The organism is Janthinobacterium sp. PSRC1-1 (assembly GCF_049897525.1).
Classification (GTDB): Bacteria; Pseudomonadota; Gammaproteobacteria; order Burkholderiales; family Burkholderiaceae_D; genus Janthinobacterium; species Janthinobacterium tructae.
In genome coordinates this window covers 1-24,760 of sequence record NZ_JAFCWK010000013.1, presented here as the reverse complement: position 1 = coordinate 24,760, position 24,760 = coordinate 1, and the positions used below count along the sequence as shown (strand labels likewise).

At 61.0% G+C, this 24,760-nt stretch carries 22 protein-coding genes; 6 read left to right on the top strand and 16 right to left on the bottom strand.

Annotated features, from left to right (window positions below; genetic code table 11):
- Position 1: 1 nt before the first annotated feature.
- The 7 genes from ACP7DW_RS23310 to ACP7DW_RS23280 form a co-directional block, all read right to left on the bottom strand.
- The gene (locus ACP7DW_RS23310) at positions 2–721 is read right to left on the bottom strand and encodes a hypothetical protein (protein WP_426056923.1); all 720 of its coding nucleotides are present in this window, start codon (positions 719–721) and stop codon (positions 2–4) included.
- A gap of 19 nt (positions 722–740) precedes the next feature.
- Positions 741–1,838, bottom strand: coding sequence for a cell division protein ZapE (zapE, locus tag ACP7DW_RS23305; RefSeq protein ID WP_426056924.1), 1,098 nt, complete (start codon positions 1,836–1,838; stop codon positions 741–743).
- 92 nt (positions 1,839–1,930) lie between these two features.
- Positions 1,931–3,361, bottom strand: a complete 1,431-nt coding sequence (gene lpdA, locus ACP7DW_RS23300) for a dihydrolipoyl dehydrogenase (protein WP_426056925.1) — start codon at positions 3,359–3,361, stop codon at positions 1,931–1,933.
- Positions 3,351–3,722, bottom strand: a complete 372-nt coding sequence (locus ACP7DW_RS23295) for a PspC domain-containing protein (RefSeq protein ID WP_426056926.1) — start codon at positions 3,720–3,722, stop codon at positions 3,351–3,353. The genes lpdA and ACP7DW_RS23295 overlap by 11 nt, the downstream gene beginning before the upstream one ends.
- A 94-nt stretch (positions 3,723–3,816) precedes the next feature.
- A complete protein-coding gene (gene odhB, locus ACP7DW_RS23290) occupies positions 3,817–5,073 on the bottom strand; it encodes a 2-oxoglutarate dehydrogenase complex dihydrolipoyllysine-residue succinyltransferase (RefSeq protein WP_426056927.1) in 1,257 nt (418 codons plus the stop codon).
- A gap of 117 nt (positions 5,074–5,190) precedes the next feature.
- Positions 5,191–8,046: a 2-oxoglutarate dehydrogenase E1 component gene (locus ACP7DW_RS23285; RefSeq protein WP_426056928.1), complete on the bottom strand. Its 2,856-nt coding sequence runs from the start codon at positions 8,044–8,046 to the stop codon at positions 5,191–5,193.
- 252 nt (positions 8,047–8,298) lie between these two features.
- Positions 8,299–9,273 (bottom strand): LysR family transcriptional regulator, encoded by a 975-nt coding sequence (locus ACP7DW_RS23280; protein WP_426056929.1) that lies wholly within the window; start codon positions 9,271–9,273, stop codon positions 8,299–8,301.
- Positions 9,274–9,390: 117 nt separating this feature from the next.
- Between ACP7DW_RS23280 and ACP7DW_RS23275 the strand changes: the two genes are divergently transcribed.
- On the top strand, positions 9,391–9,846 hold the full coding sequence (locus ACP7DW_RS23275) for a hypothetical protein (RefSeq protein WP_426056930.1): 456 nt from the start codon (positions 9,391–9,393) through the stop codon (positions 9,844–9,846).
- Positions 9,847–9,857: 11 nt separating this feature from the next.
- On the opposite strand, the gene ACP7DW_RS23270 is transcribed toward ACP7DW_RS23275, so the two are convergent.
- The 9 genes from ACP7DW_RS23270 to ACP7DW_RS23230 all read right to left on the bottom strand — a co-directional run bounded on the left by ACP7DW_RS23270 (position 9,858) and on the right by ACP7DW_RS23230 (position 17,360).
- A complete protein-coding gene (locus ACP7DW_RS23270) occupies positions 9,858–10,400 on the bottom strand; it encodes an NAD(P)H-dependent oxidoreductase (RefSeq protein WP_426056931.1) in 543 nt (180 codons plus the stop codon).
- A gap of 215 nt (positions 10,401–10,615) precedes the next feature.
- Positions 10,616–10,957, bottom strand: a complete 342-nt coding sequence (locus tag ACP7DW_RS23265; RefSeq protein WP_139089974.1) for a winged helix-turn-helix transcriptional regulator — start codon at positions 10,955–10,957, stop codon at positions 10,616–10,618.
- 97 nt (positions 10,958–11,054) lie between these two features.
- Positions 11,055–12,356, bottom strand: a complete 1,302-nt coding sequence (gene gltA, locus ACP7DW_RS23260; protein WP_426056932.1) for a citrate synthase — start codon at positions 12,354–12,356, stop codon at positions 11,055–11,057.
- 122 nt (positions 12,357–12,478) lie between these two features.
- Positions 12,479–12,760 (bottom strand): succinate dehydrogenase assembly factor 2, encoded by a 282-nt coding sequence (locus ACP7DW_RS23255; protein ID WP_034752073.1) that lies wholly within the window; start codon positions 12,758–12,760, stop codon positions 12,479–12,481.
- Positions 12,761–12,877: 117 nt separating this feature from the next.
- On the bottom strand, positions 12,878–13,588 hold the full coding sequence (locus ACP7DW_RS23250) for a succinate dehydrogenase iron-sulfur subunit (RefSeq protein WP_034752075.1): 711 nt from the start codon (positions 13,586–13,588) through the stop codon (positions 12,878–12,880).
- A 9-nt stretch (positions 13,589–13,597) separates the two neighbouring features.
- Positions 13,598–15,379, bottom strand: a complete 1,782-nt coding sequence (gene sdhA, locus ACP7DW_RS23245; protein WP_426056933.1) for a succinate dehydrogenase flavoprotein subunit — start codon at positions 15,377–15,379, stop codon at positions 13,598–13,600.
- Between the two features lie 2 nt (positions 15,380–15,381).
- A complete protein-coding gene (gene sdhD / locus ACP7DW_RS23240; protein WP_071076254.1) occupies positions 15,382–15,747 on the bottom strand; it encodes a succinate dehydrogenase, hydrophobic membrane anchor protein in 366 nt (121 codons plus the stop codon).
- On the bottom strand, positions 15,747–16,169 hold the full coding sequence (sdhC, locus tag ACP7DW_RS23235; RefSeq protein WP_096236932.1) for a succinate dehydrogenase, cytochrome b556 subunit: 423 nt from the start codon (positions 16,167–16,169) through the stop codon (positions 15,747–15,749). The genes sdhD and sdhC overlap by 1 nt, the downstream gene beginning before the upstream one ends.
- A 306-nt stretch (positions 16,170–16,475) precedes the next feature.
- Positions 16,476–17,360, bottom strand: coding sequence for a GntR family transcriptional regulator (locus ACP7DW_RS23230; protein ID WP_426056934.1), 885 nt, complete (start codon positions 17,358–17,360; stop codon positions 16,476–16,478).
- Positions 17,361–17,664: 304 nt separating this feature from the next.
- On the opposite strand from ACP7DW_RS23230, the gene ACP7DW_RS23225 reads away from it, so the two are divergent.
- The 5 genes from ACP7DW_RS23225 to ACP7DW_RS23205 all read left to right on the top strand — a co-directional run bounded on the left by ACP7DW_RS23225 (position 17,665) and on the right by ACP7DW_RS23205 (position 24,608).
- Complete coding sequence (locus ACP7DW_RS23225) at positions 17,665–18,654, top strand: malate dehydrogenase (RefSeq protein WP_298406977.1); 990 nt, start codon at positions 17,665–17,667, stop codon at positions 18,652–18,654.
- Between the two features lie 111 nt (positions 18,655–18,765).
- A complete protein-coding gene (locus tag ACP7DW_RS23220; RefSeq protein ID WP_426056935.1) occupies positions 18,766–19,764 on the top strand; it encodes an HpcH/HpaI aldolase/citrate lyase family protein in 999 nt (332 codons plus the stop codon).
- 13 nt (positions 19,765–19,777) lie between these two features.
- The gene (locus ACP7DW_RS23215; protein ID WP_426056936.1) at positions 19,778–20,332 is read left to right on the top strand and encodes a hypothetical protein; all 555 of its coding nucleotides are present in this window, start codon (positions 19,778–19,780) and stop codon (positions 20,330–20,332) included.
- 88 nt (positions 20,333–20,420) lie between these two features.
- Complete coding sequence (acnA, locus tag ACP7DW_RS23210) at positions 20,421–23,141, top strand: aconitate hydratase AcnA (protein ID WP_426056937.1); 2,721 nt, start codon at positions 20,421–20,423, stop codon at positions 23,139–23,141.
- A gap of 213 nt (positions 23,142–23,354) precedes the next feature.
- Positions 23,355–24,608: a DUF2863 family protein gene (locus ACP7DW_RS23205; protein ID WP_426056938.1), complete on the top strand. Its 1,254-nt coding sequence runs from the start codon at positions 23,355–23,357 to the stop codon at positions 24,606–24,608.
- Positions 24,609–24,760 lie beyond the last annotated feature (152 nt).

Genomic DNA, 24,760 nt, shown 5'->3' with positions numbered 1-24,760 from the left:
CTTAATTGACCGGCGGTACAGGCACAGCAGCCGCTGGCGTGCTGGCAGCAGATGCGGCCGCCTTGGCAGCCTTGGCCTGCGCTTCGGCCTGGCGCTCGGCCAGGCGTTGCGCCACGCGTTTCTGGCGCGCCACGGCGTCAGCCTGTTTTTTCGCATAGGCTGCTTCGCGGGCCGCGCGGCGCGGGGCATCGGCAGCGTCGGCGGCAGCCTGTTTCGCCAGCTTCGCCGCTTGCGCAGCCTCGCGTTCGGCAAGGCTCTTGCCTTCCGGCTTGGGCGGCGCCGGCTCGGGCGTGACCACTTTCACGGGCTTGGGCATGGCCGCAGTGCGCTGCTCGGCGTCCAGGCGCGCATCTTCCTGCGTCCTGGCCAGATCGATATCGCGCAGCCGCACGGATTCGGCCCGCTTGAAGTAATTCGCTTCCGCATCGACGGCGCGCAGGCGCACGAGGATCAGGCGGCGCTTTTCCTTGGCCTGGTCCAGGCAGTTATTCACGAAAAACTTGTTGTAGCACTCCAGTTCGCGCGCGGCAAACTCATTTTCGGCCGCCTCGCGTTCGCTGGCTGACTGCTTCAGCTTGGCGTCCGCTTCCTCCACCGACAAGGTCGCGGGCACCTGCGGTGCGCCAACCTCATCCAATGCCGCAGCCCCCTGGTGTGCGCAGGCGGACAATGCCAGGGCCAGGCCCAGCGCCGCCCCCAGCTTGTATAGTGTATTTGCCATGATGTTCATTATCCCTGCCTCAAACGATCGCGTCGGCCGCGCCGCGCTGTTCTTTTTCCATGTATTCGCGCGATTGCATCTCGATGATACGCGAAACGGTACGGTGAAACTCGTTGGCCAGCATGCCGTTCGTGTACAGCTGCTCGGGCGCCACTTCGGCCGACATGACCAGCTTGACCTTCTGGTCATAAAACACGTCGATCAGCCAGGTAAAGCGGCGCGCTTCGGACGACTGCGCCGCCGACATGGCCGGTATGCCGGACAATATCACCGTATGGAAGCGGCTGGCGATTTCCAGGTAATCATTTTGCGAGCGGGGTCCGCCGCACAGGGTGGCAAAATCGAACCAGATGATGCCGCCGGCGCGGCGCAGGCAATGGATTTCGCGGCTCTCGATGCGGATGCGCGCGTCTTCGTCGGCCGTCTCGGCGATGCGCGTGTAGGCATCGCGCAAGGCCTTGTCGGTGGCCGCGCCCAGCGGCGTGTAGTAGCTTTCCACCTGTTCCAGCGCGCGGCCGCGGTAATCGACGCCGGCGTCGACGTTCATCACGTCGAGCTTGTCCTTCAGCAGCGCGATGGTCGGCAGCATGCGGTCGCGGTGCAGGCCGTCCGGATACAGCAGGTCGGGATCGTAATTCGAGGTCATGATGAAGGACACGCCATTGGCGAACAGGGCCGACAGCAGGTTGTACAGGATCATCGCGTCGGCGATGTCGGAAACGTGGAATTCATCGAAACAGATCAGGCGGTATTTCTTGGCGATGCGCTTGGCCACCTCGTCGAGCGGGTCGGCCACGCCTTTCAATTCGTCGAGCTGCTGGTGCACGCCGCGCATGAATTCGTGGAAGTGCAGGCGCGTCTTGCGCACCAGCGGCACGACCGAGTAAAAACTGTCCATCAGGAACGATTTGCCGCGCCCCACCCCACCCCACATGTACACGCCTTTCGGCACGGCAGGACGGTTCAGCAGGCGCTTGAAGGTACTCGAGCGCTGGCCCTTGTAGGCCACCCACTCGTCATAGCACAGTTGCAGGCGGTCGACCGCGCGCCGTTGGGCGGCATCGGCCTTGAAATCGCGCTTCTGCAACGCGTGCTGGTAAAACTCTTCAACGTTCATGGGATTCGATTCAACAGGGATTCTTGACATAGCGCAAACGGGCCGGCAAGGCAGAAACTGCTTTGCCGGCCCGCTGCGAAGTAGCGTGGCGCTTAGAAGTTCAGCGTACGCTTATCGACGGCCAGTGCCGCTTCCTTGGTCGCTTCCGACAAGGATGGATGCGCGTGGCAGATGCGCGCGATGTCTTCGGCCGAGGCCTTGAATTCCATCGCCACGACGGCTTCGGAAATCAGTTCCGAGGCCATCGGACCGACGATGTGCACGCCGAGGATTTCATCGGTGGTCGCATCGGCCAGGAATTTCACCATGCCCGAGGTGTCGCCCAGCGCGCGCGCACGGCCATTGGCCATGAACGGGAAGGTACCGGCCTTGTAGGCGATGCCTTCGGCCTTCAGGGTTTGCTCGGTCTTGCCGACCCACGCGATTTCCGGCGAGGTGTAGATCACCCAGGGAATCGTGTTGAAGTTGGTGTGACCGTGCTGGCCGGCGATACGCTCGGCCACGGCAACGCCTTCTTCTTCCGCCTTGTGCGCCAGCATCGGGCCGCGCACGACGTCGCCCACCGCCCACACGTTCGGCAGGTTGGTCTTGCAGTCGCCGTCGACGGCGATGAAGCCGCGTTCGTCCAGCTGCAGGCCGACCTTGTCCGCGCCCAGACCATTCGTGTTCGGCGTACGGCCGATCGAGATGATCAGTTTGTCGAACACGGCTTTTTGCGCTTCGCCCTTGGCGTCCACGAATTCCACGGTGACGTCTTTCTTGCCTGGCGTGATGGCGCCGATCTTGCAACCGAGGTTGATCTTCAAGCCTTGCTTGATGAACAGCTTCGACGCTTCCTTGGCGATCTGCTCGTCGACGGCGCCCAGGAAGACCGGCAGGCCTTCGAGCACGGTGACGTCGGAACCGAGGCGGCGCCAAACGCTGCCCATTTCCAGACCGATCACGCCGGCACCGATGACGCCCAGCTTGGCTGGTACGGCGTCGATGGCCAGTGCGCCCGTGTTCGACAGGATCAGTTTCTCGTCGAATGGTGCGCCCGGCAATTCGCGTGCGTTCGAACCCGTGGCGATGACCACGTGCTTGGCCGTCAGGGTTTCGTTGGCTGCGCCCGTCACGCTGATGTCATACGTGCCAGCGGCGGCGGCGGCGAAAGCGGCGCGGCCGTGGAAGAAGGCGATCTTGTTCTTCTTGAACAGGTACAGGATGCCGTCGTTGTTTTGCTTGACGACGGTGTCTTTGCGCTTGAGCATCTGGCCCAGGTTCAGCTTCAGGCCGGCGACGTCGATGCCGTGTTCGGCGAAGCTGTGGCCCGCGTGTTCAAAATGCTCGGACGATTGCAGCAGCGCTTTCGACGGGATGCAGCCGACGTTGGTGCAGGTACCGCCAGGCGCGGCGCCGCCCTTGGCGTTCGACCACTCGTCGACGCAAGCGACGGAAAAGCCCAGCTGCGCTGCGCGGATGGCGGCGATGTAGCCGCCAGGGCCCGCACCGATGACCACTACGTCAAATTGTTTAGTACTCATGTTTTGTTATTCCAATCTCTTCGTCTGGTACGAAAATCCACAATAGAAGGTAAATCACCACGCCGAAGCCGAAGGTCAATGTAAACAGGACGAAGACCAGGCGCCAGATCCACGCTTCCATGCCGGAAGCGCGGCCCAGGCCGCCACAGACGCCACCGAGCCAGCGGTCGTTGCGCGAGCGGCGCAGGCGGTTGAATTCCTGCACCAGGTCGTTCGACGGTCCGGCGTCGGAGGGACTGTCCGATTTGTCCAGGTTGATATTGCTCAGGAGCTTGGCTTTCGCTTGCGCGAATTCCGCGTCGCTCAGGGCGCCCGCCAGGTGCAACTCGTGCAGACGCTTGATTTCTTCAGAGACGTTCATGGGAATCCTCTTTCATTGAGATCAGCCAGCTGCGTCTTCTGGCAAGGGGTATCAGCTACATTGCCCCGGCGGCGACGCCGGGGGACTACGGTGCTTACAGGTCCAGCAACAGGCGTGCAGGATCTTCCAGCGCTTCTTTCATCGCCACCAGGCCCAGGACGGCTTCGCGGCCGTCGATGATGCGGTGGTCGTAGGACATGGCCAGGTAGTTCATCGGACGCACCACGATCTGGCCGTTTTCGACCACGGCGCGGTCCTTGGTCGCATGTACGCCCAGGATGGCCGATTGTGGCGGGTTGATGATCGGGGTCGACAGCATGGAGCCGAAGGTGCCGCCGTTCGAGATCGAGAACGTGCCGCCCGTCAGGTCGTCCAGGGTCAGCTTGCCTTCCTTGGCTTTCGCGCCGAATTCACCGATTTTTTTCTCGATGTCGGCGATCGACAGCTGGTCCGCATTGCGGATGATAGGCACGACCAGGCCGCGTGGCGAACCGACAGCGATGCCGATGTCGAAGTAGCCGTGGTACAGGATGTCGTTGCCGTCAACGGAAGCGTTGATGATCGGGTATTTTTTCAGCGCGGCGACGGCGGCCTTGACGAAGAAGGACATGAAGCCCAGCTTGACGCCGTGCTCTTTCTCGAACTTGTCCTTGTACTTGTTGCGCAGGTCGATGACCGGCTGCATGTTCACTTCATTGAACGTGGTCAGGATGGCGTTCGTCGATTGCGATTGCAGCAGGCGCTCGGCGATACGTGCGCGCAGGCGGCTCATCGGCACGCGCTCTTCCGGACGGTCGCCCAGGCTGGCGATGCTCGGCGTGGCGACTTGCTGCAGCGCTGGCTTGGCAGCGGCTGGCGCCAGTGGCGCGACAGCTGGCTTGGCGGAAGCGGCCAGGGCGTCGCCCTTGGTCACGCGGCCGTCTTTGCCCGAACCGGCGACGTCGCCAGCGGACAGGCCTTTTTCGGACAGGATCTTGGCAGCGGCAGGCATGGCGACATCGCCTTTGGTCGCAGCGGCTGGTGCCGACGCGGTCGAAGCGTCTTGCGCGGCGGCAGCCAGGGCTGGCGCAGGCACGGCCGACACTTCCATCGGGCTGACCTTGGCCGAGCCGTCGGTGTCGATGATGGCGATGACTTCGCCGGCGACGACGGTGGCGCCGTCAGCCTTGATGATCTGCACGATCACGCCAGCGGCAGGCGCAGGCAGTTCCAGCACCACTTTATCGGTTTCGATATCGATCATGTTTTCGTCGCGCGCGACTGGTTCGCCGACTTTCTTGTGCCATGCCAGCAGGGTCGCTTCTGCAACCGATTCCGACAACTGGGGAACTTTGACTTCGATTTGTGCCATGTAAAACTCCGTTTATTTTGTTATTGCGGCGCCGCCCCTGCGTAGCAAGGGAGGCGCTCCGTCATGATGTCTGCGAGCAGGCGCCATGCATAGGCATGGCGCCCTTTACCCTGCCACTTACTTGGTCAGGATAAAACCCTTCAGCTTCGAGAATGCCGTTTCCAGCAGATCTTTTTGCTGGGCGTAGTGCTTGTCATAGTAACCGACAGCAGGCGACGCCGAAGCAGGACGGCCGGCGTAAGCCAGACGCTGACCCGATTCCAGGCCTTCGAAGATGTTGTGCTGGATCTGGAACCAGGCGCCCTGGTTTTGCGGCTCGTCCTGGGCCCATACGACTTCGACCAGGTTCGGGAACTTCTTCAGTTCAGCAGCGAACGACTTGTGCGGGAACGGATACAGCTGTTCCAGGCGCACGATGGCCGTGTCGGTCTGGCCGCGTGTCTTGCGTGCGTTGACCAGGTCGTAGTAGACCTTGCCCGAGCAGGCGACGACGCGCTTGACTTTCTTGGCATCGATTTTGTCGTCGACTTCGCCGATGACGGTCTGGAAACCACCCTTGGCCAGGTCGGTCAGCGGCGAACCGGCATCCTTGTTGCGCAACAGCGACTTCGGCGTCAGGATGACCAGCGGCTTGCGGAACTGGCGCACCATCTGGCGGCGCAGCAAATGGAAGATCTGCGCAGCCGTCGTCGGCTGCACCACTTGCATGTTGTTGTCTGCGCACAGCTGCAGGAAACGCTCCGGACGCGCGGACGAGTGCTCAGGACCCTGGCCTTCGTAACCGTGCGGCAGCATCATGACCAGGCCCGAAGCGCGGCCCCACTTCACTTCGCCGGAGCTGATGAATTGGTCGATCACCACTTGCGCGCCGTTGGCGAAGTCGCCGAACTGGGCTTCCCAGATCGTCAGGGTGTTCGGTTCAGCGGTCGAGTAGCCGTATTCGAAGGCCAGTACGGCTTCTTCGGACAGCACCGAGTCGATGACGGTGAACGGCGCCTGGTTATCCGAGACGTTTTGCAGCGGAATGTAGGTACCGGCATCCCAGCGCTCGCGATTTTGGTCATGCAAGACGGCGTGGCGGTGCACGAAGGTGCCGCGGCCGGCATCCTGGCCCGTCAGGCGGATGGCGTAGCCGGACGAAACCAGCGAAGCGTAGGCCAGGTGTTCGCCCATGCCCCAGTCCAGGTTCATTTCGCCACGGCCCATGGTGCCACGGTCGCCCAGTACTTTTTCAACCAGCGAGTGGACCTTGAAGTCTTCCGGCACGCTGGTGATGCGGCTGGCCAGGCGTTTCAGTTCCGTCATCGGCACGGCGGTGTCGGCCGAATCGGTCCATTTCTTGTTCAGGAACGGCAGCCAGTCGACGGCGTACTTGTTCTTGAAGTTCGAGATGACCGGATCGACGGTATGCTTGCCGGCGTCCATGGCGTCGCGGAAAGCGGCCACCATCTTGTCGCCGCCATCGGCAGGGATCACGCCTTGCGCCACCAGCTTGTCCGCGTACAGCTTGCGGGTGCCTGGATGCTGGCCGATCTTCTTGTACATCAGCGGCTGCGTCAGTGCCGGCGTATCTTGCTCGTTGTGGCCAAGCTTGCGGTAGCAGATGATGTCGAGGACGATGTCCTTCTTGAATTCCATGCGGTAGTCGAGCGCGATTTGCGTCGCCAGCACCACGGCTTCAGGATCATCGGCATTGATGTGCAGGACCGGTGCTTCGATCATCTTGACGACGTCCGAGCAGTACAGGGTCGAGCGTGCATCGCGCGGGTCCGAGGTAGTGAAACCGATCTGGTTGTTGATCACGATATGCACCGTGCCACCCGTATGGTAGCCGCGGGTTTGCGCCAGATTCAGCGTTTCCATGACCACGCCCTGGCCGGCGAAAGCGGCATCGCCGTGCACCAGGATAGGCAGCACTTGCGCGCCCTGCGCGTCGCCGCGGCGATCCATGCGGGCCTTGACGGAACCTTCGACCACAGGGTTGACGATTTCCAGGTGCGACGGGTTGAACGCCAGCGACAGGTGGACCGGGCCGCCTGCGGTGGAGATGTCCGACGAGAAGCCTTGATGGTACTTCACGTCGCCGGCAGGCAGGTCGTCGCCATGCTTGCCTTCGAATTCTTCGAACAGTTCCTGTGGCGCCTTGCCCAGGGTGTTGACCAGTACGTTCAGGCGGCCGCGGTGGGCCATGCCGATAACGATTTCCTGCACGCCTTTTTCGCCGGCGCGCTGGATGGTTTCATCCATCGAGGCGATGAAGGTTTCGCCGCCTTCCAGGGAGAAGCGCTTCTGGCCCACGTAACGGGTGTGCAGATAGCGTTCCAGGCCTTCAGCCGCGGTCAGGCGGTCGAGGATGTGGATTTTTTTCTCTGGGGTGAAATTCGGGGTGGAGCGGATCGATTCCAGTTTCTCTTGCAACCAGCGCTTTTCGGCCGGATCGGAGATGTACATGAATTCGGCACCGATCGAACGCGTGTAGGTATCGCGCAGATAGTTCAGCAGATCGCGCAGGGTGGCGGTCTCGGGGCCAAAATAGGTATTGCTGATGTTGAACACGGTGTCCATGTCCGCGTCGGTGAAACCGTAGAAGCTCGGCTCGAGCTCAGGGATCATCGGACGTTCCTGGCGTTGCAGTGGATCCAGATTGGCCCAGTGCGAACCGAGGTAGCGGTAAGCGGCGATCAGTTGCGTTGCAGCAACACGCTTGCGGCCCATTTCAGCATCGAAGGAAGCGGTCACCGTACGGATCGGACCTGCTTTTGCGCGCTCGGCGAACGAGGCGACGACGGAGGCATGCGCCACGTCAGGCTTGTTGCTGCCATCGACTGCAGGCACATGCTGCATGGCGTCGAAATAGGCGCGCCAGTTGTCCGGTACCGAACCTGGGTTATTGAGATACGCTTCGTACAGATCTTCCACGTACGGAGCATTCCCACCGAACAGGTAGGAGTTGGACGTAAATTGTTGCATCATATTGCTCACCTTTCTTCGCGCTTCGCGAGATTAGCGGGTTAATCTAACCTTCCGCGACACGGCCTGACCGGTTAGCGGATTGCACATCAAGTTGTGGGGAAGGGCTTTTTTATTGCGCCAGCATTCTGCATACCGTCATTTAGAATAGCACGCGGTATTGTAACGCAACAACTGCAAGTTGAATTTATTTGGCAAGCAAATGTAAGCCGGGTGCGTGATTTTCCCGGGCTTGCCAGCCTGTTACTGTTGCGCTTACGGCACTTTCACGCCCGCGCTGGCGTGCCGCTTGCGCCCGACTGGTCTGCCAGATGACGGCGCCGCCGCGATGGCCGCCAGCCAATCGGCATCGCCGGCAAACCAGTCCACCAGGAAGTCGAGCATGGTGCGCAGCAGCGGTGACATGTGCTGGCGCGAGGTATAGATGCCGTAGATGCCCATGTCCTGCGGCTGATACGCGGGCAACAGTTCCACCAGTTGCCCGCTGGCGATCAGCGGCGCGGCCGAATAGCGCGGCTGCAAGGCGATGCCCGCCCCCGCCACCGTCGCCACCAGCAGCACCAGCGATTCATTCGCCGACAGGCGGCCGCTGACGGGGACAGTGAGCGCTTCCCCGTCGTGCGTGAACTGCCACAGGCTCTTGCCGAAATACGTATAGGTCAGGCAGTTATGCAGGGCCAGATCCTCCGCCCGGCGCGGCGTGCCGTGCGCGGCCAGGTACGATGGTGCAGCGCACACCACCGAGGCGCAACTGGCCAGCTGGCGCGCGATCAGGTTCGGTTCGAGCGCGTTCGTGATGCGGATCGCCAGGTCGATGCGCTGCTCCACCAGGTTGACGGCGCGGTTCTCCATCTGCAGGTCGACGGCGGCGCGCGGGTAGCGCCGCAGGTAAGCGGTCACTGCGCCAGCGAGCGCCGTCTGCGCCAGCGATTGCGAACAGGTAATGCGCAGCAAGCCGTGCGGCGTGTCGATTCCCCCGGGCGACGTGACGGCCATGGCGCCGGCCACTTCCAGCATCTGCCGGCAGCGCGCCAGGGTCGCCTCGCCCGCATCCGTCAGGCTCAAGCGACGCGTGGTGCGATGCAGCAGACGCGCCCCCGCCCACTGCTCCATCTCGGCCAGGTAGCGCGTCACCATGGCGCGCGACATATCGAGCGCCTCGCTGGCGGCGACCATGCTGCCGCGCTCGGCGATGGCGACAAATACTTGTGCGGCGGTGATGCGGTCCATGCGGATACTCCCTTGATTCATCCGATCCATGCAACTAAGTATTGCAATCTACCCTATTTGTCGCGCCTGGTCGAAAGGATAATATGCGACAAGAGCATTCAATGTAGAAAGAATAATATGTTTGCACGCGCCGCCCGCCTCTCCCGCACGCTGGAAACCTTCCGACTGGACGTGCTGGGTTGCGCACCGTCCACCTCATTGCTGTTGAGCGGCGTGGCGGACGCCATCCTGATCAACGCCCAGTTCCTGCGCAACGATGCGACGCAGTTAGCGCACACCATCGCCGCCAGCGGCAAGCGCCTGACCACCATCTATATCAGTGTGGCCGAACCGCAAGCCTATTTCGGGCTGGGCGTATTGCAGCAAGCCTTTCCGCAAGCCCACATCCTCGCCAGTGGCGCCACGGTCGAGGCGATCCGCCGCCAGGCCGGCGCCAGGGTCGCCCACTGGGGCGGCATCCTCAAGCACAATGCGCCGCGCCGCATCGTCATGCCCCAGCCCTATGAGGGCGACAGCCTGCCACTCGAGGGCCGGCACATTGCGCTGCGCCAGCTGGAAGCGGCATTCAACTGACACCCCGCGTCTTACAAGGCCGCCAGGTAGCGTTCATACGCTTGCGCGCTGCGCGCCAGCCGCTCGGCATAGCCCGGCTCCTTCGGCCCGTCTTCCGCGCCATAGAAGGCAAAGAAGCGGCGCTTGTCGGCGCCGATATACGCCAGGGTGACATCGAACGGCGCCAGCAGCTGCGCCAGGGTGACGTGCCACTTGCCTTGCGGCGTGAAGTCCTGCTGCCGGATGCCGGCCGTGACGGCCAGCGCCACCTTGCGGCCCTGAAAGGCATCGCCACCCGCGCCATAAGCCCAGCCATACGCCAGCACCTCATCGAGCCACTGCTTCATCATGGGCGGACAGTTAAACCAGTACACGGGGAACTGCAAGACCACGTTGGCGTGCGCCTCCACCAGCGCCTGTTCGCGCGCCACATCGATTTTTCCGTCCGGATAAGCCTGGTACACGTCATGAACGGTGTAACGGTCAGGATACTGCGCCAGTTCCTGCAGCCAGCGCTTGTTGGCCACCGATGTGGCGATCGAGGGATGGAAGACGATTACGAGGGTTTTCATCATGCTGCTTTCCTGAAGTGAAATGGATGCACCGGCCCCACACTCTCAGGAAAGCAGGCAAGCCGGTACCCTGCCCCGTGGCGCATCATTGCACCTCCAAAGGCAGAGCCAGCATAGCCACTGCGAGTATTTATCACAAGTACGCACATTGACTGCTCATACAGTAAGAAAAGTAAGCTGCAAGACCGCAAAAAGTCGCTTGAGCAAGCGCATGCGGGTCAGACTGGCTGGTGCCGCTCGCCCCACTCGCACAAGGTATGCAGCACGGGGATCAGCGAGGCGCCCTTACTGGACAGCGAGTATTCAACCTTGGGCGGCACTTGCGGGTATTCCTTGCGCACGATCAGCGCATCGGCCTCCAGCTCCTTGAGCACGACGCTGAGGGTCTTGAAGGCGATGCCGCCGAGATGGCGCTTGAGTTCGTTGTGCCGCAGCACGGTGTTTTCCGCCAGCGCGTACAGGATCAGCATCTTGTATTTGCCGCCGATCAGCGACAAGGTGTAGCCAAATGCCGTATCGCCCAGGGCCACGCCGCCGGGGGCGCAGGTTTCTTCATTCATCGCGTTGTGCTTCCTGTTGATCCAGGCTCCGAGCATAACAGCCCGGCATAAAAAAACGGGCCGAAGCCCGTTTTTGTTTGCAAGATACCGCTCTGGATTAACGCTTGTCCAGTGGCAGTACTTCGCGCGTGGTCGAACCGACGAACAACTGGCGCGGACGGCCGATTTTTTGCTCTGGGTCGGCGATCATTTCGTTCCACTGGGCGATCCAGCCGATCGTACGGGCCATAGCGAAGATACCGGTAAACAGCGACACCGGGATGCCCAGCGCCGATTGCACGATGCCCGAGTAGAAGTCGACGTTCGGATACAGTTTGCGCGACACGAAGTACTCGTCGTTCAGTGCAATCTTTTCCAGTTCCATCGCCAGCTTGAACAGCGGGTCGTCTTGCAGACCCAGTTCTTGCAGCACTTCGTAGCAGGTTTCACGCATCAGCTTGGCGCGTGGATCGAAGTTCTTGTACACGCGGTGGCCAAAGCCCATCAGCTTGACGCCGGAGTTCTTGTCCTTGACTTGCTCGATGAAGGCAGGGATGTTCTCGACGGTGCCGATTTCTTTCAGCATGTTGAGTGCCGCTTCGTTGGCGCCGCCGTGGGCAGGGCCCCACAGGCAGGCGATACCGGCAGCGATACAGGCGAACGGGTTGGCGCCCGACGAACCGGCCAGACGGACGGTCGAAGTCGATGCGTTTTGCTCGTGGTCCGCGTGCAGGATCAGGATGCGGTCCAGGGCGCGCACCAGCACGTCGTTGACCTTGTACTCTTCGCACGGATTGGCGAACATCATGTGCATGAAGTTGGCGCTGTACGACAGGTCATTGCGTGGGTACACGAACGGCTGGCCGACCGAGTACTTGTAAGTCATGGCGACCAGGGTCGGCATCTTGGCGATCAGGCGGATGGCCGACACTTCGCGGTGATGCGGGTCGTTGATGTCGAGCGAATCATGGTAGAACGATGCCAGCGCGCCGACGGTGCCCACCAGGACCGACATCGGATGCGCGTCGCGGCGGAAGCCACGGAAGAAAAATTGCATCTGTTCGTGCACCATCGTGTGCTTGGTGACGGTGTCGACGAACTTGGCTTTCTGCGCCGCGTTCGGCAGTTCGCCGTTCAGCAGCAGGTAGCACGATTCCATGAAGTCGGCGTTGACGGCCAACTGTTCGATCGGGTAACCACGGTACAGCAGCTCGCCCTTGTCGCCGTCGATGTAGGTGATCGACGAGTTGCAGGCGGCCGTCGACATAAAGCCTGGGTCGTAGGTGAACTTGCCGCTACCGGCGTACAGTTTGCGGATGTCGATGACGTCCGGGCCAACCGTGCCTTTGTAGATTGGAAATTCAAGCGATGGGCTGCCATCGGAGAACGACAGGGTAGCTTTTGTGTCAGAGATATTCATGGGCTCTTCCTTCTCGGGAGTGAGTCGAAATAAAAAATCAAAAATTCTGGCTGCAATTCGCACCGCACTCGGCAGTGCTACAGCGCGCCACTCGCACCGTTTGCAATATATCGCCCAGGCGTCTAGGCAATGCGCAGTCGTTGCAGCAGTGCGCGCACATGCGGCAGATCGACTTCGCCTTCCGGCTCTTTACGGGCCAGTACCAGATCCATTAACGCATTGTCCGATAAATCCAGCAAACGCGTCAGCGCGTCAACTTCTTCATCGGTCAATTCGGTTTCATACGCATCGAGAAAACGGGTCAGGATAATGTCGTTTTCCAGCAAGCCACGGCGTGAACGCCAGCGCAGGCGGGCGCGGTTGGCCGGGTCGGCCTGATGCGAGGACAAAATTGATTCTGTCATTGGGTTTACCACTTTACGGGTGCCTTGCGGCACGGTACTGCTTTGCAGGCGCCGCCTGCAGGCAAGAGAGGATACCCTCTTGCCGCCAACGGCGCCCGGCGGATGCGATCAGACGAATCAGATCGCGCGGCGGACCATCAATTCCTTGATCTTGCCGATCGCCTTGTTCGGGTTCAAGCCTTTCGGGCAAACGTCGACGCAGTTCATGATCGAATGGCAGCGGAACAGGCGGTACGGGTCTTCCAGGTTGTCCAGACGCGCGCCGGTGGCTTCGTCGCGCGAATCGGCGATGAAGCGGTAGGCTTGCAGCAGGCCGGCCGGGCCGACGAATTTGTCCGGATTCCACCAGAACGACGGGCACGACGTGGAGCAGCATGCGCACAGGATGCACTCGTACAGGCCATCGAGTTCTTCGCGCTGTTCCGGCGACTGCAGGCGTTCTTTTTCAGGCGGGATCGAATCGTTGATCAGGAACGGCTTGATCGAATCGTACTGCTTGAAAAATTGCGTCATGTCGACGATCAGATCGCGGATGACCGGCAAACCTGGCAACGGACGCAGCACGATAGGCTCCGACAGTTCGTTCAGGTTGGTGGTGCATGCCAGGCCGTTCTTGCCGTTGATGTTCATCGCGTCCGAACCGCACACGCCTTCGCGGCACGAGCGGCGCAGGGCCAGCGAGTCATCGACGTCCGCCTTGATGCGCTGCAGTGCATCGAGCAGCATCTTGTCGGTGTCTTTCAGTTCGACCGTCAGGTCTTGCATGTACGGCTTGGCATCCTGGTCAGGATCGTAGCGGTAGATTTTGAATTTGAGAGTGCGTGCCATGGTATAGCCTTAGAAAGTACGTGGTTTCGGTTTGAAGGTATCAACCGTCAGCGGCTTGGTCACGACTGGCTTGTATGCCAGTCGGTTGCCTTCCGAATACCACAGAGTGTGCTTCATCCAGTTGTCGTCGTCACGTTGCGGATAGTCGTCCTGGGCGTGGGCGCCGCGCGATTCCTTGCGCGCCGCTGCCGAAACGATGGTCGCTTTCGCCGTTTCGATCAGGTTGTCCAGCTCCAGCGCTTCCACGCGGGCCGTGTTGAAGACCATCGATTTATCCTTGAAGGAGACGTGCTTGCGGCGCTCGTCGAGCTTCATGATTTCTTCGACGCCCTTGTTCAGCATCTCGTCGGTACGGAACACGCCGCAGTACTTCTGCATCGTTGCGCGAATGTCGTTCGCCACGCCCTGCACGGTTTCCGTGCCGGTCGAGTTTTCCAGGCGCGCCAGGCGGCCCATGGCAAAGTCGGCGGCATCGGCTGGCAAAGGCTTGTTTTCCTTGGCTTTCAGGCCGCTGTTGACGATGTGGTTGCCGGCCGCGCGGCCGAAGACCACCAGGTCGAGCAGCGAGTTCGTGCCCAGGCGGTTGGCGCCGTGCACCGACACGCAGGCGCATTCGCCGATCGCGTACAGGCCGTTGACGACTTGCGCCGAATTATCCGGACCGGTCGGGGTGACGACCTGGCCGTGGATGTTCGTTGGAATGCCGCCCATCTGGTAGTGAATCGTCGGCACGACAGGAATCGGTTCCTTGGTGGCGTCGACGTTGGCGAACTTGTGGCCGATTTCCAGGATCGACGGCAGGCGCTTGGCGATGGTGTCGGCGCCGATATGGCGCAGGTCCAGCATCACGTGGTCCTTGTTCGGACCGCAGCCGCGGCCTTCCTTGATTTCCTGGTCCATCGAACGCGAGACGAAGTCGCGCGGCGCCAGATCCTTCAGGGTCGGCGCATAGCGCTCCATGAAGCGTTCGCCTTCGCTATTGATCAGGATGCCGCCTTCGCCGCGCACGCCTTCGGTGATCAAGACGCCCGCGCCGGCCACGCCGGTCGGGTGGAACTGCCAGAATTCCATGTCCTGCAGCGGCAGGCCGGCGCGTGCCGCCATGCCCATGCCGTCGCCGGTGTTGATGAAGGCATTCGTCGAGGCGGCGAAGATGCGGCCTGCGCCGCCCGTTGCCATCACCGTCGTCTTTGCTTCCAGGATCATGCATTCGCCGGTTTCCATTTCCAGCGCGACAACACCGATCACGTCGCCTTCGGCGTCACGGATCAGGTCGATTGCCATCCATTCGACGAAGAAGTGCGTACGCGCACGCACGTTGCGCTGGTACAGCGTGTGCAACAGGGCGTGACCGGTACGGTCGGCTGCCGCGCAAGCGCGCTGCACCGGCTTTTCGCCGAAGTGGGCCGTGTGGCCGCCGAACGGACGCTGATAGATGGTGCCGTCAGGGTTGCGGTCGAACGGCATGCCGAAGTGTTCCAGCTCGTACACGACTTTCGGTGCTTCGCGGCACATGAATTCGATGGCATCCTGGTCGCCCAGATAGTCGCCACCCTTGACGGTGTCGAACATGTGCCAGAACCAGTTGTCTTCGGCCATGTTGCCGAGCGAGGCGCCGATACCGCCCTGCGCCGCCACGGTGTGCGAGCGGGTCGGGAAAACTTTCGACAGGACTGCGACGTTCAGACCGGCTTCAGCCAGTTGCAGCGACGCGCGCATGCCGGAACCGCCGGCGCCAACGATGACCGCATCAAAGCGGCGGGTAGGAATTGCAGATTTATATGCTGCCACGATTACACACTCCAGAGTATCTGCACCGTCCAAGCGGCACAAGCGATCAACCACAGCATGGTGGCAATTTGCAGCGTCAGACGGAGGCCAGCGCTTTTCACGTAGTCCATCCAGATGTCGCGTACGCCAACCCATGCGTGGTAAAACAGGGCGACGAAAGTCACCAGGCTGAACAATTTAAACCACTGCTGCGCGAACAAACCGGCCCAGCCTTCATAGCTGAAGTTGCTGCCAGTGAGAAAGGAAATCAGCAGGATGGCCACATAAGCCACCATGACGATGGCGGTGACGCGTTGCGCCAGCCAGTCGCGCAAGCCGTAATGGGCACCGACGACGAGGCGTTTCGGTCCGATGTTATTGTCTGCCATTAAAATACTCCAAACAGTTTCAAAGCGACCAATGCCGTCAACACCACGCTCACGACCAGTACGGACGTGGCGGTCTTGCGTGCCGAATCTTTTTCGATAGCAACGTGCACATCCATGAACAGGTGGCGGATGCCGGCGCAGAAGTGGTGCAGGAAGGCCCAGACCAAAGCCAGGGTGATCAGCTTGACGAACCAGTGCGAGGCGATGCCCTGGAAGTAAGCGTAGGACATTTCGGAACGCAAGCTCAGTTCCAGCATGTACAGGATGCAGGGCAGCAGGGCGAACATGATGAAACCGCTGATGCGATGCAGGATCGAGACGATGGCGCCGACGGCCATGCGGTAGTTCGACAATTCGGTAACATGAATGTTACGGAATTCCGGCCGTTCTTTTTTTGGTACTTCTCTTACGGCTTCAGACATAACAAAAACCTCCCCTTGATAACTAAATATTGAAGCGAAGCCGCGATTTTCGCCGATTTTCGCAACCCACACCAATATCTATTGTTGCATATAACCAAAATGGTTTTTTACTACAAAATATCGCGCTACTTTCCGTAGTTCACGTAATTTAATTACAGAATCGCCGGCAAAGCACGGCCCGCCGGAGCGGGCCATGCTTTAGCTGCGCTTTCTGTTGTCTCCGCTGCCCGCCTTGCGGCAGGCATCTTGCAAGCGATGCACTTCAGCCTTGCTGCTTGTCCGGGTACCCGCAGGCGCCCCGCCGCTTCAGCTGAGTTCATTCTGATAATGATGGCGACTGGTCAGATACAAGCCGCGGCGCAGTTCGACCGGCTTGTCACCATAGGTAAACGACACGCGCTCGGAACTGAGCAAGGGCGTGCCGAGGTCAATATTTAACAATTGCGCGGCGCCCGCGTCGGCACACACGGCGCGAATCTGCTCGGACGCACGGATCATGCGCGTGCCAAATTCCGTTTCGAACAGGCCGTACATGGGTCCCTTGTATTCCACCAGGCGCTCGGCCGTCAGGCCCTTGAAGATCAGACCGGGCAGCCACAGCTCCTCGACGATGGTCGGCACGCCGTCGAAATACTGCACGCGCTTGATGAAGATGACGGCGTCGCCGGACTTCAGATCCATCAGGCGCGCCACGTCGGCCGGCGCGCGCACGCGCTTGACTTCGATAAATTTACTTTCGGGATAATGCGGCACGCCTTCGTCCGGCACCAGGCGCAGGAAGCGGAAATGCGCGCGCGCCTCATGGTGCGTGGACACGAAGGTGCCCTTGCCCTGGCGGCGCATGACGAGGTTCTCGGCGGCCAGTTCATCGATGGCCTTGCGCACCGTGCCCTGGCTGACCTTGAAGCGCCCTGCCAGCTCGACTTCGCTGGGAATGAGCTCGCCCGGCTTCCACTCGCCCGATTGCAGGCTCTGCGTAATGAGCGCCTTGATCTGCTGATACAGGGGACTGAAGGTAGGCGAAGCGCTGGCGACGGGCATCGCCGGCGTCGTGGCATTGCTGCTGGCCACCGCGGTGACGGGCGTGCTGGCCGCTGCGGCGACGGGCGTGGCCGCAGTGCCCGCGGTCGGACTGACCGCCCCGCTTGCAGCAGTGGCATTGTTGGTCAGATTGGACGAGGCGGGATTCATAGTCCGACATTTCAACACAAATCACTGCCCGCGTCCAGTAAAACACTCGTAGTTATCTGTCTTATATAAGACATAAGATATGATTGACAGATACAGATCGGAGGCCTAAACTGCCCTCGATAAAACTTCTGAGCCAGCGTTTTATGTTGTCGGCCAGCCACTCTGGCCTCGTGCAGCACGAGCGTGACGGCGGCGTACACCAGCAATTCGGTGGCGCGTGCCGGTTTTGGTATCATTATAGTTTTTCCGGATAAGCGTAAGCCCAGCTTCAAGCCCGTTTTCTTTCCCACTTTGGAGATTCATCATGGCTAAAACCCCAATGCGTGTTGCAGTGACCGGCGCCGCCGGCCAGATCGGCTACGCCCTGTTGTTCCGCATCGCCAATGGCGACATGCTCGGCAAAGACCAGCCTGTCATCTTGCAACTGCTTGAAATCCCGGACGAAAAAGCCCAGAAGGCGCTCAAGGGCGTGATGATGGAAATCGACGACTGCGCCTTCCCGCTGCTGACGGAAATGACCGCCCACTCCGATCCGCTGACCGCCTTCAAGGATGCCGACGTGGCCGTACTGGTTGGCGCGCGTCCACGCGGCCCAGGCATGGAACGCAAGGACCTGCTGGAAGCGAACGCGCAGATCTTCACGGTACAAGGCAAGGCGCTCGACGCCGTCGCTTCGCGCAATGTCAAAGTGCTGGTGGTCGGCAACCCTGCCAACACCAACGCTTACATCGCCATGAAATCGGCACCGTCGCTGCCGGCGAAAAACTTCACCGCCATGCTGCGCCTGGACCACAACCGCGCGCTGTCGCAAGTCGCTGCCAAGACCGGCACCGCCGTCAAGGATATCGAGAAGCTGACCGTCTGGGGCAACCACTCGCCAACCATGTACGCCGACTACCGTTTCGCCACCGTCAACGGCAAGGCCGTCAAGGACTTGATCAACGACCAGGAATGGAACGCCAACGTGTTCCTGCCGACCGTCGGCAAGCGCGGCGCGGCCATCATCGAAGCGCGCGGCCTGTCGTCGGCAGCGTCGGCAGCGAACGCCGCCATCGACCACATCCATGACTGGATGCTGGGCACGGCTGGCAAGTGGACCACCATGGGCGTGCCTTCCGATGGCTCGTATGGCATCCCTGAAGGCACCGTCTTCGGCTTCCCGGTCACCACCGACAACGGTGAGTACACCATCGTTCAAGGTCTGGAAATCGATGCATTCTCGCAAGAACGCATCAACCTGACCCTGAAAGAACTGACCGAAGAGCGCGAAGGCGTGAAACACCTGCTGGCATAAATCCAGTATTGGCGGCGCGGCCTGAGCGCCGCCCGCCAAGAAGGCCGCCCCGCGAGATTCGCGGCGCGGCTGTTTTATCAAGTAGTTTTTACCTGCAGAAATGCCTTAAGCATGCACCCTTCCGAGGTTTTATTCCAAGGCAAACGCCAGCCGCTGTTGCTCGCCGCTTGCGACCACTACGCCGGCTCTGAAAAGCTGATGCGTAAATCGATTGCTTTGCAACAAGAGCTTGGGCCCCTGTTCGACATCACGTTCGACTGCGAAGACGGCGCCAGCGCCGGCAATGAAGAGTCGCACGCCCACATGATCGCCGGCCTGCTGGGCAGCGACGAAAACCAGTTCAACCGCATCGGCGTGCGCGTGCACGACGTCGACAGCCCATTTTTCGCGCGCGACGTGGAAATCATCTGCGCCGCCGCGGCCCGCCTGGCCTACATCGCCGTGCCCAAGGTGGGCGGCGTGCAGGACGCCATGCTGGCCATCGACCTGATCAACCTGCACGCGCGCCGCGCCGGTCGCGACAACCTGCCCGTGCACATTCTGATCGAGACGCATGGCGCGCTGCGCGACGCCTACGCCATCGCCGCCCTGCCCCAGGTCGAATGCCTGTCCTTCGGCATCATGGATTTTGTTTCAGCCCATTACGGCGCCATTCCCGCCGCCGCCATGCGCACGCCGGGCCAGTTTACGCACCCGCTGGTGGTGCGCGCCAAGCTCGAAGTGGCGGCCGCCTGCCACGCGCACGGCAAGGTGCCGTCGCATAACGTGACGACGGATGTGCGCGATTCAGCCGTGGTGGCGAATGACGCCCAGCGCGCGACGGCCGAGTTCGGCTACACGCGCATGTGGAGCATCCACCCGGACCAGATCAAGCCCATCATCAAGGCCTTTACGCCGCGCCTGTCCGAAGTCAACGAAGCGAGCAACATCCTCAATGAAGCGCTGCGCGCCAACTGGGGACCGATTGCGCAAAATGGCCGCTTGCATGACCGCGCCAGCTACCGATATTATTGGACCGTTTTACAACGCGCCAAACTGGCGGGCCTCGGCCTGCCCGAGGCGGCCGCTGCATTACTCAACGCCCCCTCTTCCAGCACCACTGAAAACTGACAGGAATTACACGATGTCCCTCTCCAAATTAGCCATTGCCTGCAGCGTCGCGCTGGGCGCCATGACCCTCACGCTGGCGCCAGCCAGCTTCGCCGCCACGGATGCCAAGGAGCCGGCGAAGGCCAAGGCCGTCAAGGCCAAGCCAAAGGCCAAGACCAGCAAGGCCAAGGCGGCCGTCAAGGAAGACCATCCGCTCGCCATGTCGGTCGTCGACAAGGAAGAAGCCGATGAACCGAGCACCACAGGCTCGGCCTCCACCGATTTCAATTGTGAACTTGGTAATAAAATTACCATCTACACCAATGCGACTGACGACAAACACATCGCCCTGCGCTGGAAGAAGCGCCTGCACCGCCTGAGCCGCGTTGGCACCACCACCGGCGCCAACCGCTTCGAAAACCGCTTGTACGGCCTGGTCTGGATCGGCATCCCGGCCAAAGGCATGCTGCTCGACTCCAAGCAGGGCCGCCAGCTGGCCAATGAATGCAAGGATGCGGAGCAAGCCAAGCCGGCGGCAGTGGTCGAAGCGGCGCCTTCGCTGGGCGTCTTGCCAGTCACTGGCGGCTGATGTGCGTAGCAAGGGCCTCTTCGGGGGCTCAGTCATGTTTTGTAATTTGAATCATCAATAAATAGACGATACCCAACAAGGAGAGGTCATGTCCCGCAACACTCTGAACACGCTCAAGGACTTTAATATTTCGGACAGCAAGAAGGGCAAGCTGTATTCCCTGCCTGCGCTGGAAAAAAGCCTGGGCATCAATGTCTCCCGCCTGCCAGTGTCGATTCGTATCGTGCTCGAATCGGTATTGCGCAACTGCGACGGCAAAAAAGTCACCGAAGAACACGTCAAGCAATTGGCGAGCTGGGGCCCGACCGCCGAGCGCACCGACGAGATCCCGTTCGTAGTGGCGCGCGTCGTGCTGCAAGACTTCACCGGCGTACCGCTGCTGGCCGACCTGGCAGCGATGCGCAACGTGGCCGCCAAGATGGGTATCAACGCCAAGAAGATCGAACCGCTGGTGCCGGTCGACCTGGTGGTCGACCACTCGGTCACCATCGATCACTACCGCGAAAAGAAAGCGCTGGACCTGAACATGAAACTGGAATTCTCGCGTAACAACGAGCGTTACCAGTTCATGAAATGGGGCATGCAGGCATTCGACACCTTCGGCGTCGTGCCACCAGGCTTCGGCATCGTCCACCAGGTCAACCTGGAATACCTGGCACGCGGCGTGCACCACGCAGGCAAGAAAGCCGGCGACGTGTACTACCCTGACACCCTGGTCGGTACCGACTCGCACACCACCATGATCAACGGCATCGGCGTGGTCGGCTGGGGCGTGGGCGGCATCGAGGCGGAAGCGGGCATGCTGGGCCAGCCGGTCTACTTCCTGACGCCTGACGTCATCGGCGTGAACCTGACCGGCGCGCTGCGCGAAGGCTGCACCGCCACCGATCTGGTACTGACCATCACCGAATTGCTGCGCAAAGAGAAAGTCGTCGGCAAGTTCGTCGAATTCTTCGGCGAAGGCACCGAGTCCTTGACCCTGACGGACCGCGCGACGATCGCCAACATGGCACCGGAATACGGCGCGACCATGGGCTTCTTCCCGGTCGACGATGCGACCATCGATTACTTCAAGGGCACCGGCCGCAGCAAGGCTGAAATCGCCGCGTTCGAAAGCTACTTCAAGGCGCAAAACCTGTACGGCATTCCAAAAGCGGGCGACATCGACTACACCCGCGTGGTGGAACTGAACCTGGCCACGGTCGCACCGTCGCTGGCCGGCCCGAAACGCCCGCAAGACCGTATCGAAATCGGCAACGTCAAGGCGAACTTCGCCGAACTGTTCGCCAAGCCAACCACGGAAAACGGCTTCAACAAGAATCCAGCCGACCTGAACGCCGTGTACGAAACGACGAATGGCGTGAAAGTGTCGAACGGCGACGTGCTGATCGCCGCGATCACTTCGTGCACCAACACCTCGAACCCGAGCGTGATGCTCGCTGCCGGCCTGCTGGCCAAGAAAGCCGTCGAAGCCGGCCTGAAAGTCGCGCCACACATCAAGACCTCGCTGGCTCCCGGCTCGCGCGTCGTCACCGAGTACCTGACCGCTGCCGGCCTGCTGCCGTACCTGGAAAAACTGGGCTTCGGCGTGACCGCCTACGGCTGCACCACCTGTATCGGCAATGCGGGCGACCTGACGCCTGAGCTGAACGCAGCGATTGCCACACACGACATCGTCGCGTCGGCCGTGCTGTCGGGCAACCGCAACTTCGAAGCACGCATTCACCCGAACATCCGCTCGAACTTCCTGGCCTCGCCACCGCTGGTCGTCGCCTACGCCATCGCCGGCAACATGACGCGCGACCTGATGACGGAACCTGTCGGCAAGGGCAAGGGCGGCAAGGACGTCTACCTGGGCGACATCTGGCCGACCTCGGCTGAAGTGTCGGCCATGATGAAGTTCGCCATGAACGCCAAGGTGTTCAAGGACAACTACGCGGACGTCAAGGGCGCGCCAGGCAAGCTGTGGGAAAAAGTCACCACCGTCTCCGGTCAAGTCTACAACTGGCCGAAATCGACCTACATCGCGGAACCACCGTTCTTCGACAACTTCTCGATGACGCCAGCGGCAGTGGCCACCGGCATCGAAGGCGCGCGCGCACTGGGCGTGTTCGGCGATTCCATCACCACCGACCACATCTCGCCAGCCGGCTCGATCCAGGAAAACGGTCCTGCAGGCAAATGGCTGAAGGAAAACGGCGTCCTGAAAGCGGACTTCAACTCCTACGGCTCGCGTCGCGGTAACCATGAAATCATGATGCGCGGCACGTTCGCCAACGTGCGTATCAAAAACCGCATGATCCCTGCCAAGGCGGACGGTTCGGCGGTCGAGGGCGGCATCACGATCCACCAGCCTTCCGGCGAAGAAATGTCGATCTACGACGCAGCGATGAAATATGTGGCTGAAGGTACGCCAACCATGGTCTTCGGCGGCGAAGAGTACGGTACGGGCTCGTCGCGCGACTGGGCAGCCAAAGGTACGCAACTGCTGGGCGTGAAAGCCGTGATCACCCGTTCGTTCGAGCGCATCCACCGCTCGAACCTGGTGGGCATGGGCGTGCTGCCACTGCAGTTCATCGGCGACGACAGCGTGCAAACCCTGGGCATCACCGGCAATGAAACCTTCGACCTGAAAGGCCTCGAAGGCGAAATCAAGCCACAGCAACTGGCTACCCTGGTGATCCACCGCGCCGACGGCACCAACGTCGACGTGAAAGTGCTGCTGCGCATCGATACGCCGATCGAAGTCGATTACTACAAACATGGCGGTATCCTGCCATTCGTATTGCGTCAACTGCTGGCCGAGTAATCAGCCCAGCTGTAAGGCAAGATAAGAACGCCGGTTTCGACCGGCGTTTTTTTTCGTCCCTGCGCCCCGTTCCGACTTGAAATTTCGACTATTGGCATGATCTGAGAACAGCTTACATATTGCGTGCGGCCGAATCCTCTACAATACGGTTATAAGGGTTTATCATTGTTTGACTGATCCATTTTTTTCACTTTCCGAGACTCTTATCCCGCTATGCGTCGTCCTTCCAAAGATTCATCCCATAAACTGACTGCCGACAGCCAGCGCCTGGTCACCTTTGCCCAGGCGATCGTACAGGCAGCCAGCCGTCTCGAAGAGCGGTCCTGGGAACACAGCCTGGATACGCAGCTCCAGAAATTACTCAAAACCGGCCACCAGGACACCATCGACAACACCCTGGGCAGCCTGTTCAAGGAAGACTTGAACGCCTACGACGTGCTGATGGACTGCGTTGAAGCCGTCAGTGAATCGACCGTCGTCACGCATGAAGACGTGCGCTACGACGCCCTGCTGGTGGCCGTGCCCATCCTCGCGTGGACGCGCTTTTCCATCGCTTCCGGCCCGATGGCCGGCGATGCGCACGGCGTATTGTCCGCGCATTTCGCCGCCCACCTGCTGGCCGACGGCACGAAGATGGCCATGGCGCCGACCCTGTATTCGATCGACCAGCTGCCGCGCAGCCACGTCGAGACGTATGTCAAGACGCAGAAGCTGGCACTGGCCGCGCTGAAAGGCACGGCCGTCAAGCCCTCCGGCAAAGAAGCGGAAACGGCGCCTTTCCTGGCCGACACGCGCTACCTGCTGGTGGCCGTGGTAGCGCCTGCTGGCGCACCGCTGTTCCGCTGGCAGACGCCATCGAGCCAGCTCGACTTCATCGCCGAGCGCAGCGCCGCCCTGGAACAATGGCGCGAGCAGGCGACGCCGACCATCGCCCGCCTGCTGCCCGGCTGCGGCCTGGAACTGCTGCTGCCGGAAGCGTACTACGTGGCCTGCCGCGAAGCGGACAAGCTGATACGCCCCGTCTCCGTGCGCGCCGCCGTGCACTACCTTACGCACACCTTGGCCGTCGAGCCGTCGGAACTGCGCGCCGTCATCGCCGGCTTCGGCGAAGAAGCGGCCGATAGCCAGGTCGACGAGTACCGCATCGCCTTCACCCTGCGCCAGGCGCCGGACGTCATCTACGGCATCGTCTGGCCCCTGTACGGCCAGGAAGACGAGGATGGCACGCCGATCGAAGGCCTGATCCAGGTCGGCATCGCCGCGCTGGACAAGCAAAAGACGCCCGTCGATGAAATCATCGAACACCTGAACGCCGCTGGAGTGACGCAGATCAAGCGCCACGCGGAACGCTTCGTCGGCGAATACTGCGACGATTGCGGCGCACCTTTGTTTGCCGATCCCGTCGGTGAACTGGCGCATGCGGAAATGCCGGAAGATACGCCGCAGGGTACCGAGCATTTCCACTGATGCTGTAACGGTGTTGTCGGATTACGCCGTACCGGCTAATCCGACCTTGTATTATTCCCTTCATGCCGTTCGCGATATTGCGAACGGTATCGACCGCTGTCAAAATCTTGGTAGGCATATCAAGACCGGGTAACTGGATGCCGTATCCGCCC

What these genes read in the sequence shown, in the direction of transcription:
- gltA (WP_426056932.1), bottom strand. Translation starts at nt 12,356, where the DNA reads ATGAATATCTCTGACACAAAAGCTACCCTGTCGTTCTCCGATGGCAGC.
- ACP7DW_RS23220 (WP_426056935.1), top strand. Translation starts at nt 18,766, where the DNA reads ATGCACCCTTCCGAGGTTTTATTCCAAGGCAAACGCCAGCCGCTGTTG.
- sdhC (WP_096236932.1), bottom strand. Translation starts at nt 16,169, where the DNA reads ATGTCTGAAGCCGTAAGAGAAGTACCAAAAAAAGAACGGCCGGAATTC.
- acnA (WP_426056937.1), top strand. Translation starts at nt 20,421, where the DNA reads ATGTCCCGCAACACTCTGAACACGCTCAAGGACTTTAATATTTCGGAC.
- ACP7DW_RS23250 (WP_034752075.1), bottom strand. Translation starts at nt 13,588, where the DNA reads ATGGCACGCACTCTCAAATTCAAAATCTACCGCTACGATCCTGACCAG.
- ACP7DW_RS23270 (WP_426056931.1), bottom strand. Translation starts at nt 10,400, where the DNA reads ATGATGAAAACCCTCGTAATCGTCTTCCATCCCTCGATCGCCACATCG.
- ACP7DW_RS23280 (WP_426056929.1), bottom strand. Translation starts at nt 9,273, where the DNA reads ATGGACCGCATCACCGCCGCACAAGTATTTGTCGCCATCGCCGAGCGC.
- ACP7DW_RS23255 (WP_034752073.1), bottom strand. Translation starts at nt 12,760, where the DNA reads ATGACAGAATCAATTTTGTCCTCGCATCAGGCCGACCCGGCCAACCGC.
- odhB (WP_426056927.1), bottom strand. Translation starts at nt 5,073, where the DNA reads ATGGCACAAATCGAAGTCAAAGTTCCCCAGTTGTCGGAATCGGTTGCA.
- sdhD (WP_071076254.1), bottom strand. Translation starts at nt 15,747, where the DNA reads ATGGCAGACAATAACATCGGACCGAAACGCCTCGTCGTCGGTGCCCAT.
- ACP7DW_RS23310 (WP_426056923.1), bottom strand. Translation starts at nt 721, where the DNA reads ATGGCAAATACACTATACAAGCTGGGGGCGGCGCTGGGCCTGGCCCTG.
- lpdA (WP_426056925.1), bottom strand. Translation starts at nt 3,361, where the DNA reads ATGAGTACTAAACAATTTGACGTAGTGGTCATCGGTGCGGGCCCTGGC.
- ACP7DW_RS23265 (WP_139089974.1), bottom strand. Translation starts at nt 10,957, where the DNA reads ATGAATGAAGAAACCTGCGCCCCCGGCGGCGTGGCCCTGGGCGATACG.
- ACP7DW_RS23275 (WP_426056930.1), top strand. Translation starts at nt 9,391, where the DNA reads ATGTTTGCACGCGCCGCCCGCCTCTCCCGCACGCTGGAAACCTTCCGA.
- ACP7DW_RS23285 (WP_426056928.1), bottom strand. Translation starts at nt 8,046, where the DNA reads ATGATGCAACAATTTACGTCCAACTCCTACCTGTTCGGTGGGAATGCT.
- zapE (WP_426056924.1), bottom strand. Translation starts at nt 1,838, where the DNA reads ATGAACGTTGAAGAGTTTTACCAGCACGCGTTGCAGAAGCGCGATTTC.
- ACP7DW_RS23205 (WP_426056938.1), top strand. Translation starts at nt 23,355, where the DNA reads ATGCGTCGTCCTTCCAAAGATTCATCCCATAAACTGACTGCCGACAGC.
- ACP7DW_RS23230 (WP_426056934.1), bottom strand. Translation starts at nt 17,360, where the DNA reads ATGAATCCCGCCTCGTCCAATCTGACCAACAATGCCACTGCTGCAAGC.
- ACP7DW_RS23295 (WP_426056926.1), bottom strand. Translation starts at nt 3,722, where the DNA reads ATGAACGTCTCTGAAGAAATCAAGCGTCTGCACGAGTTGCACCTGGCG.
- ACP7DW_RS23225 (WP_298406977.1), top strand. Translation starts at nt 17,665, where the DNA reads ATGGCTAAAACCCCAATGCGTGTTGCAGTGACCGGCGCCGCCGGCCAG.
- ACP7DW_RS23215 (WP_426056936.1), top strand. Translation starts at nt 19,778, where the DNA reads ATGTCCCTCTCCAAATTAGCCATTGCCTGCAGCGTCGCGCTGGGCGCC.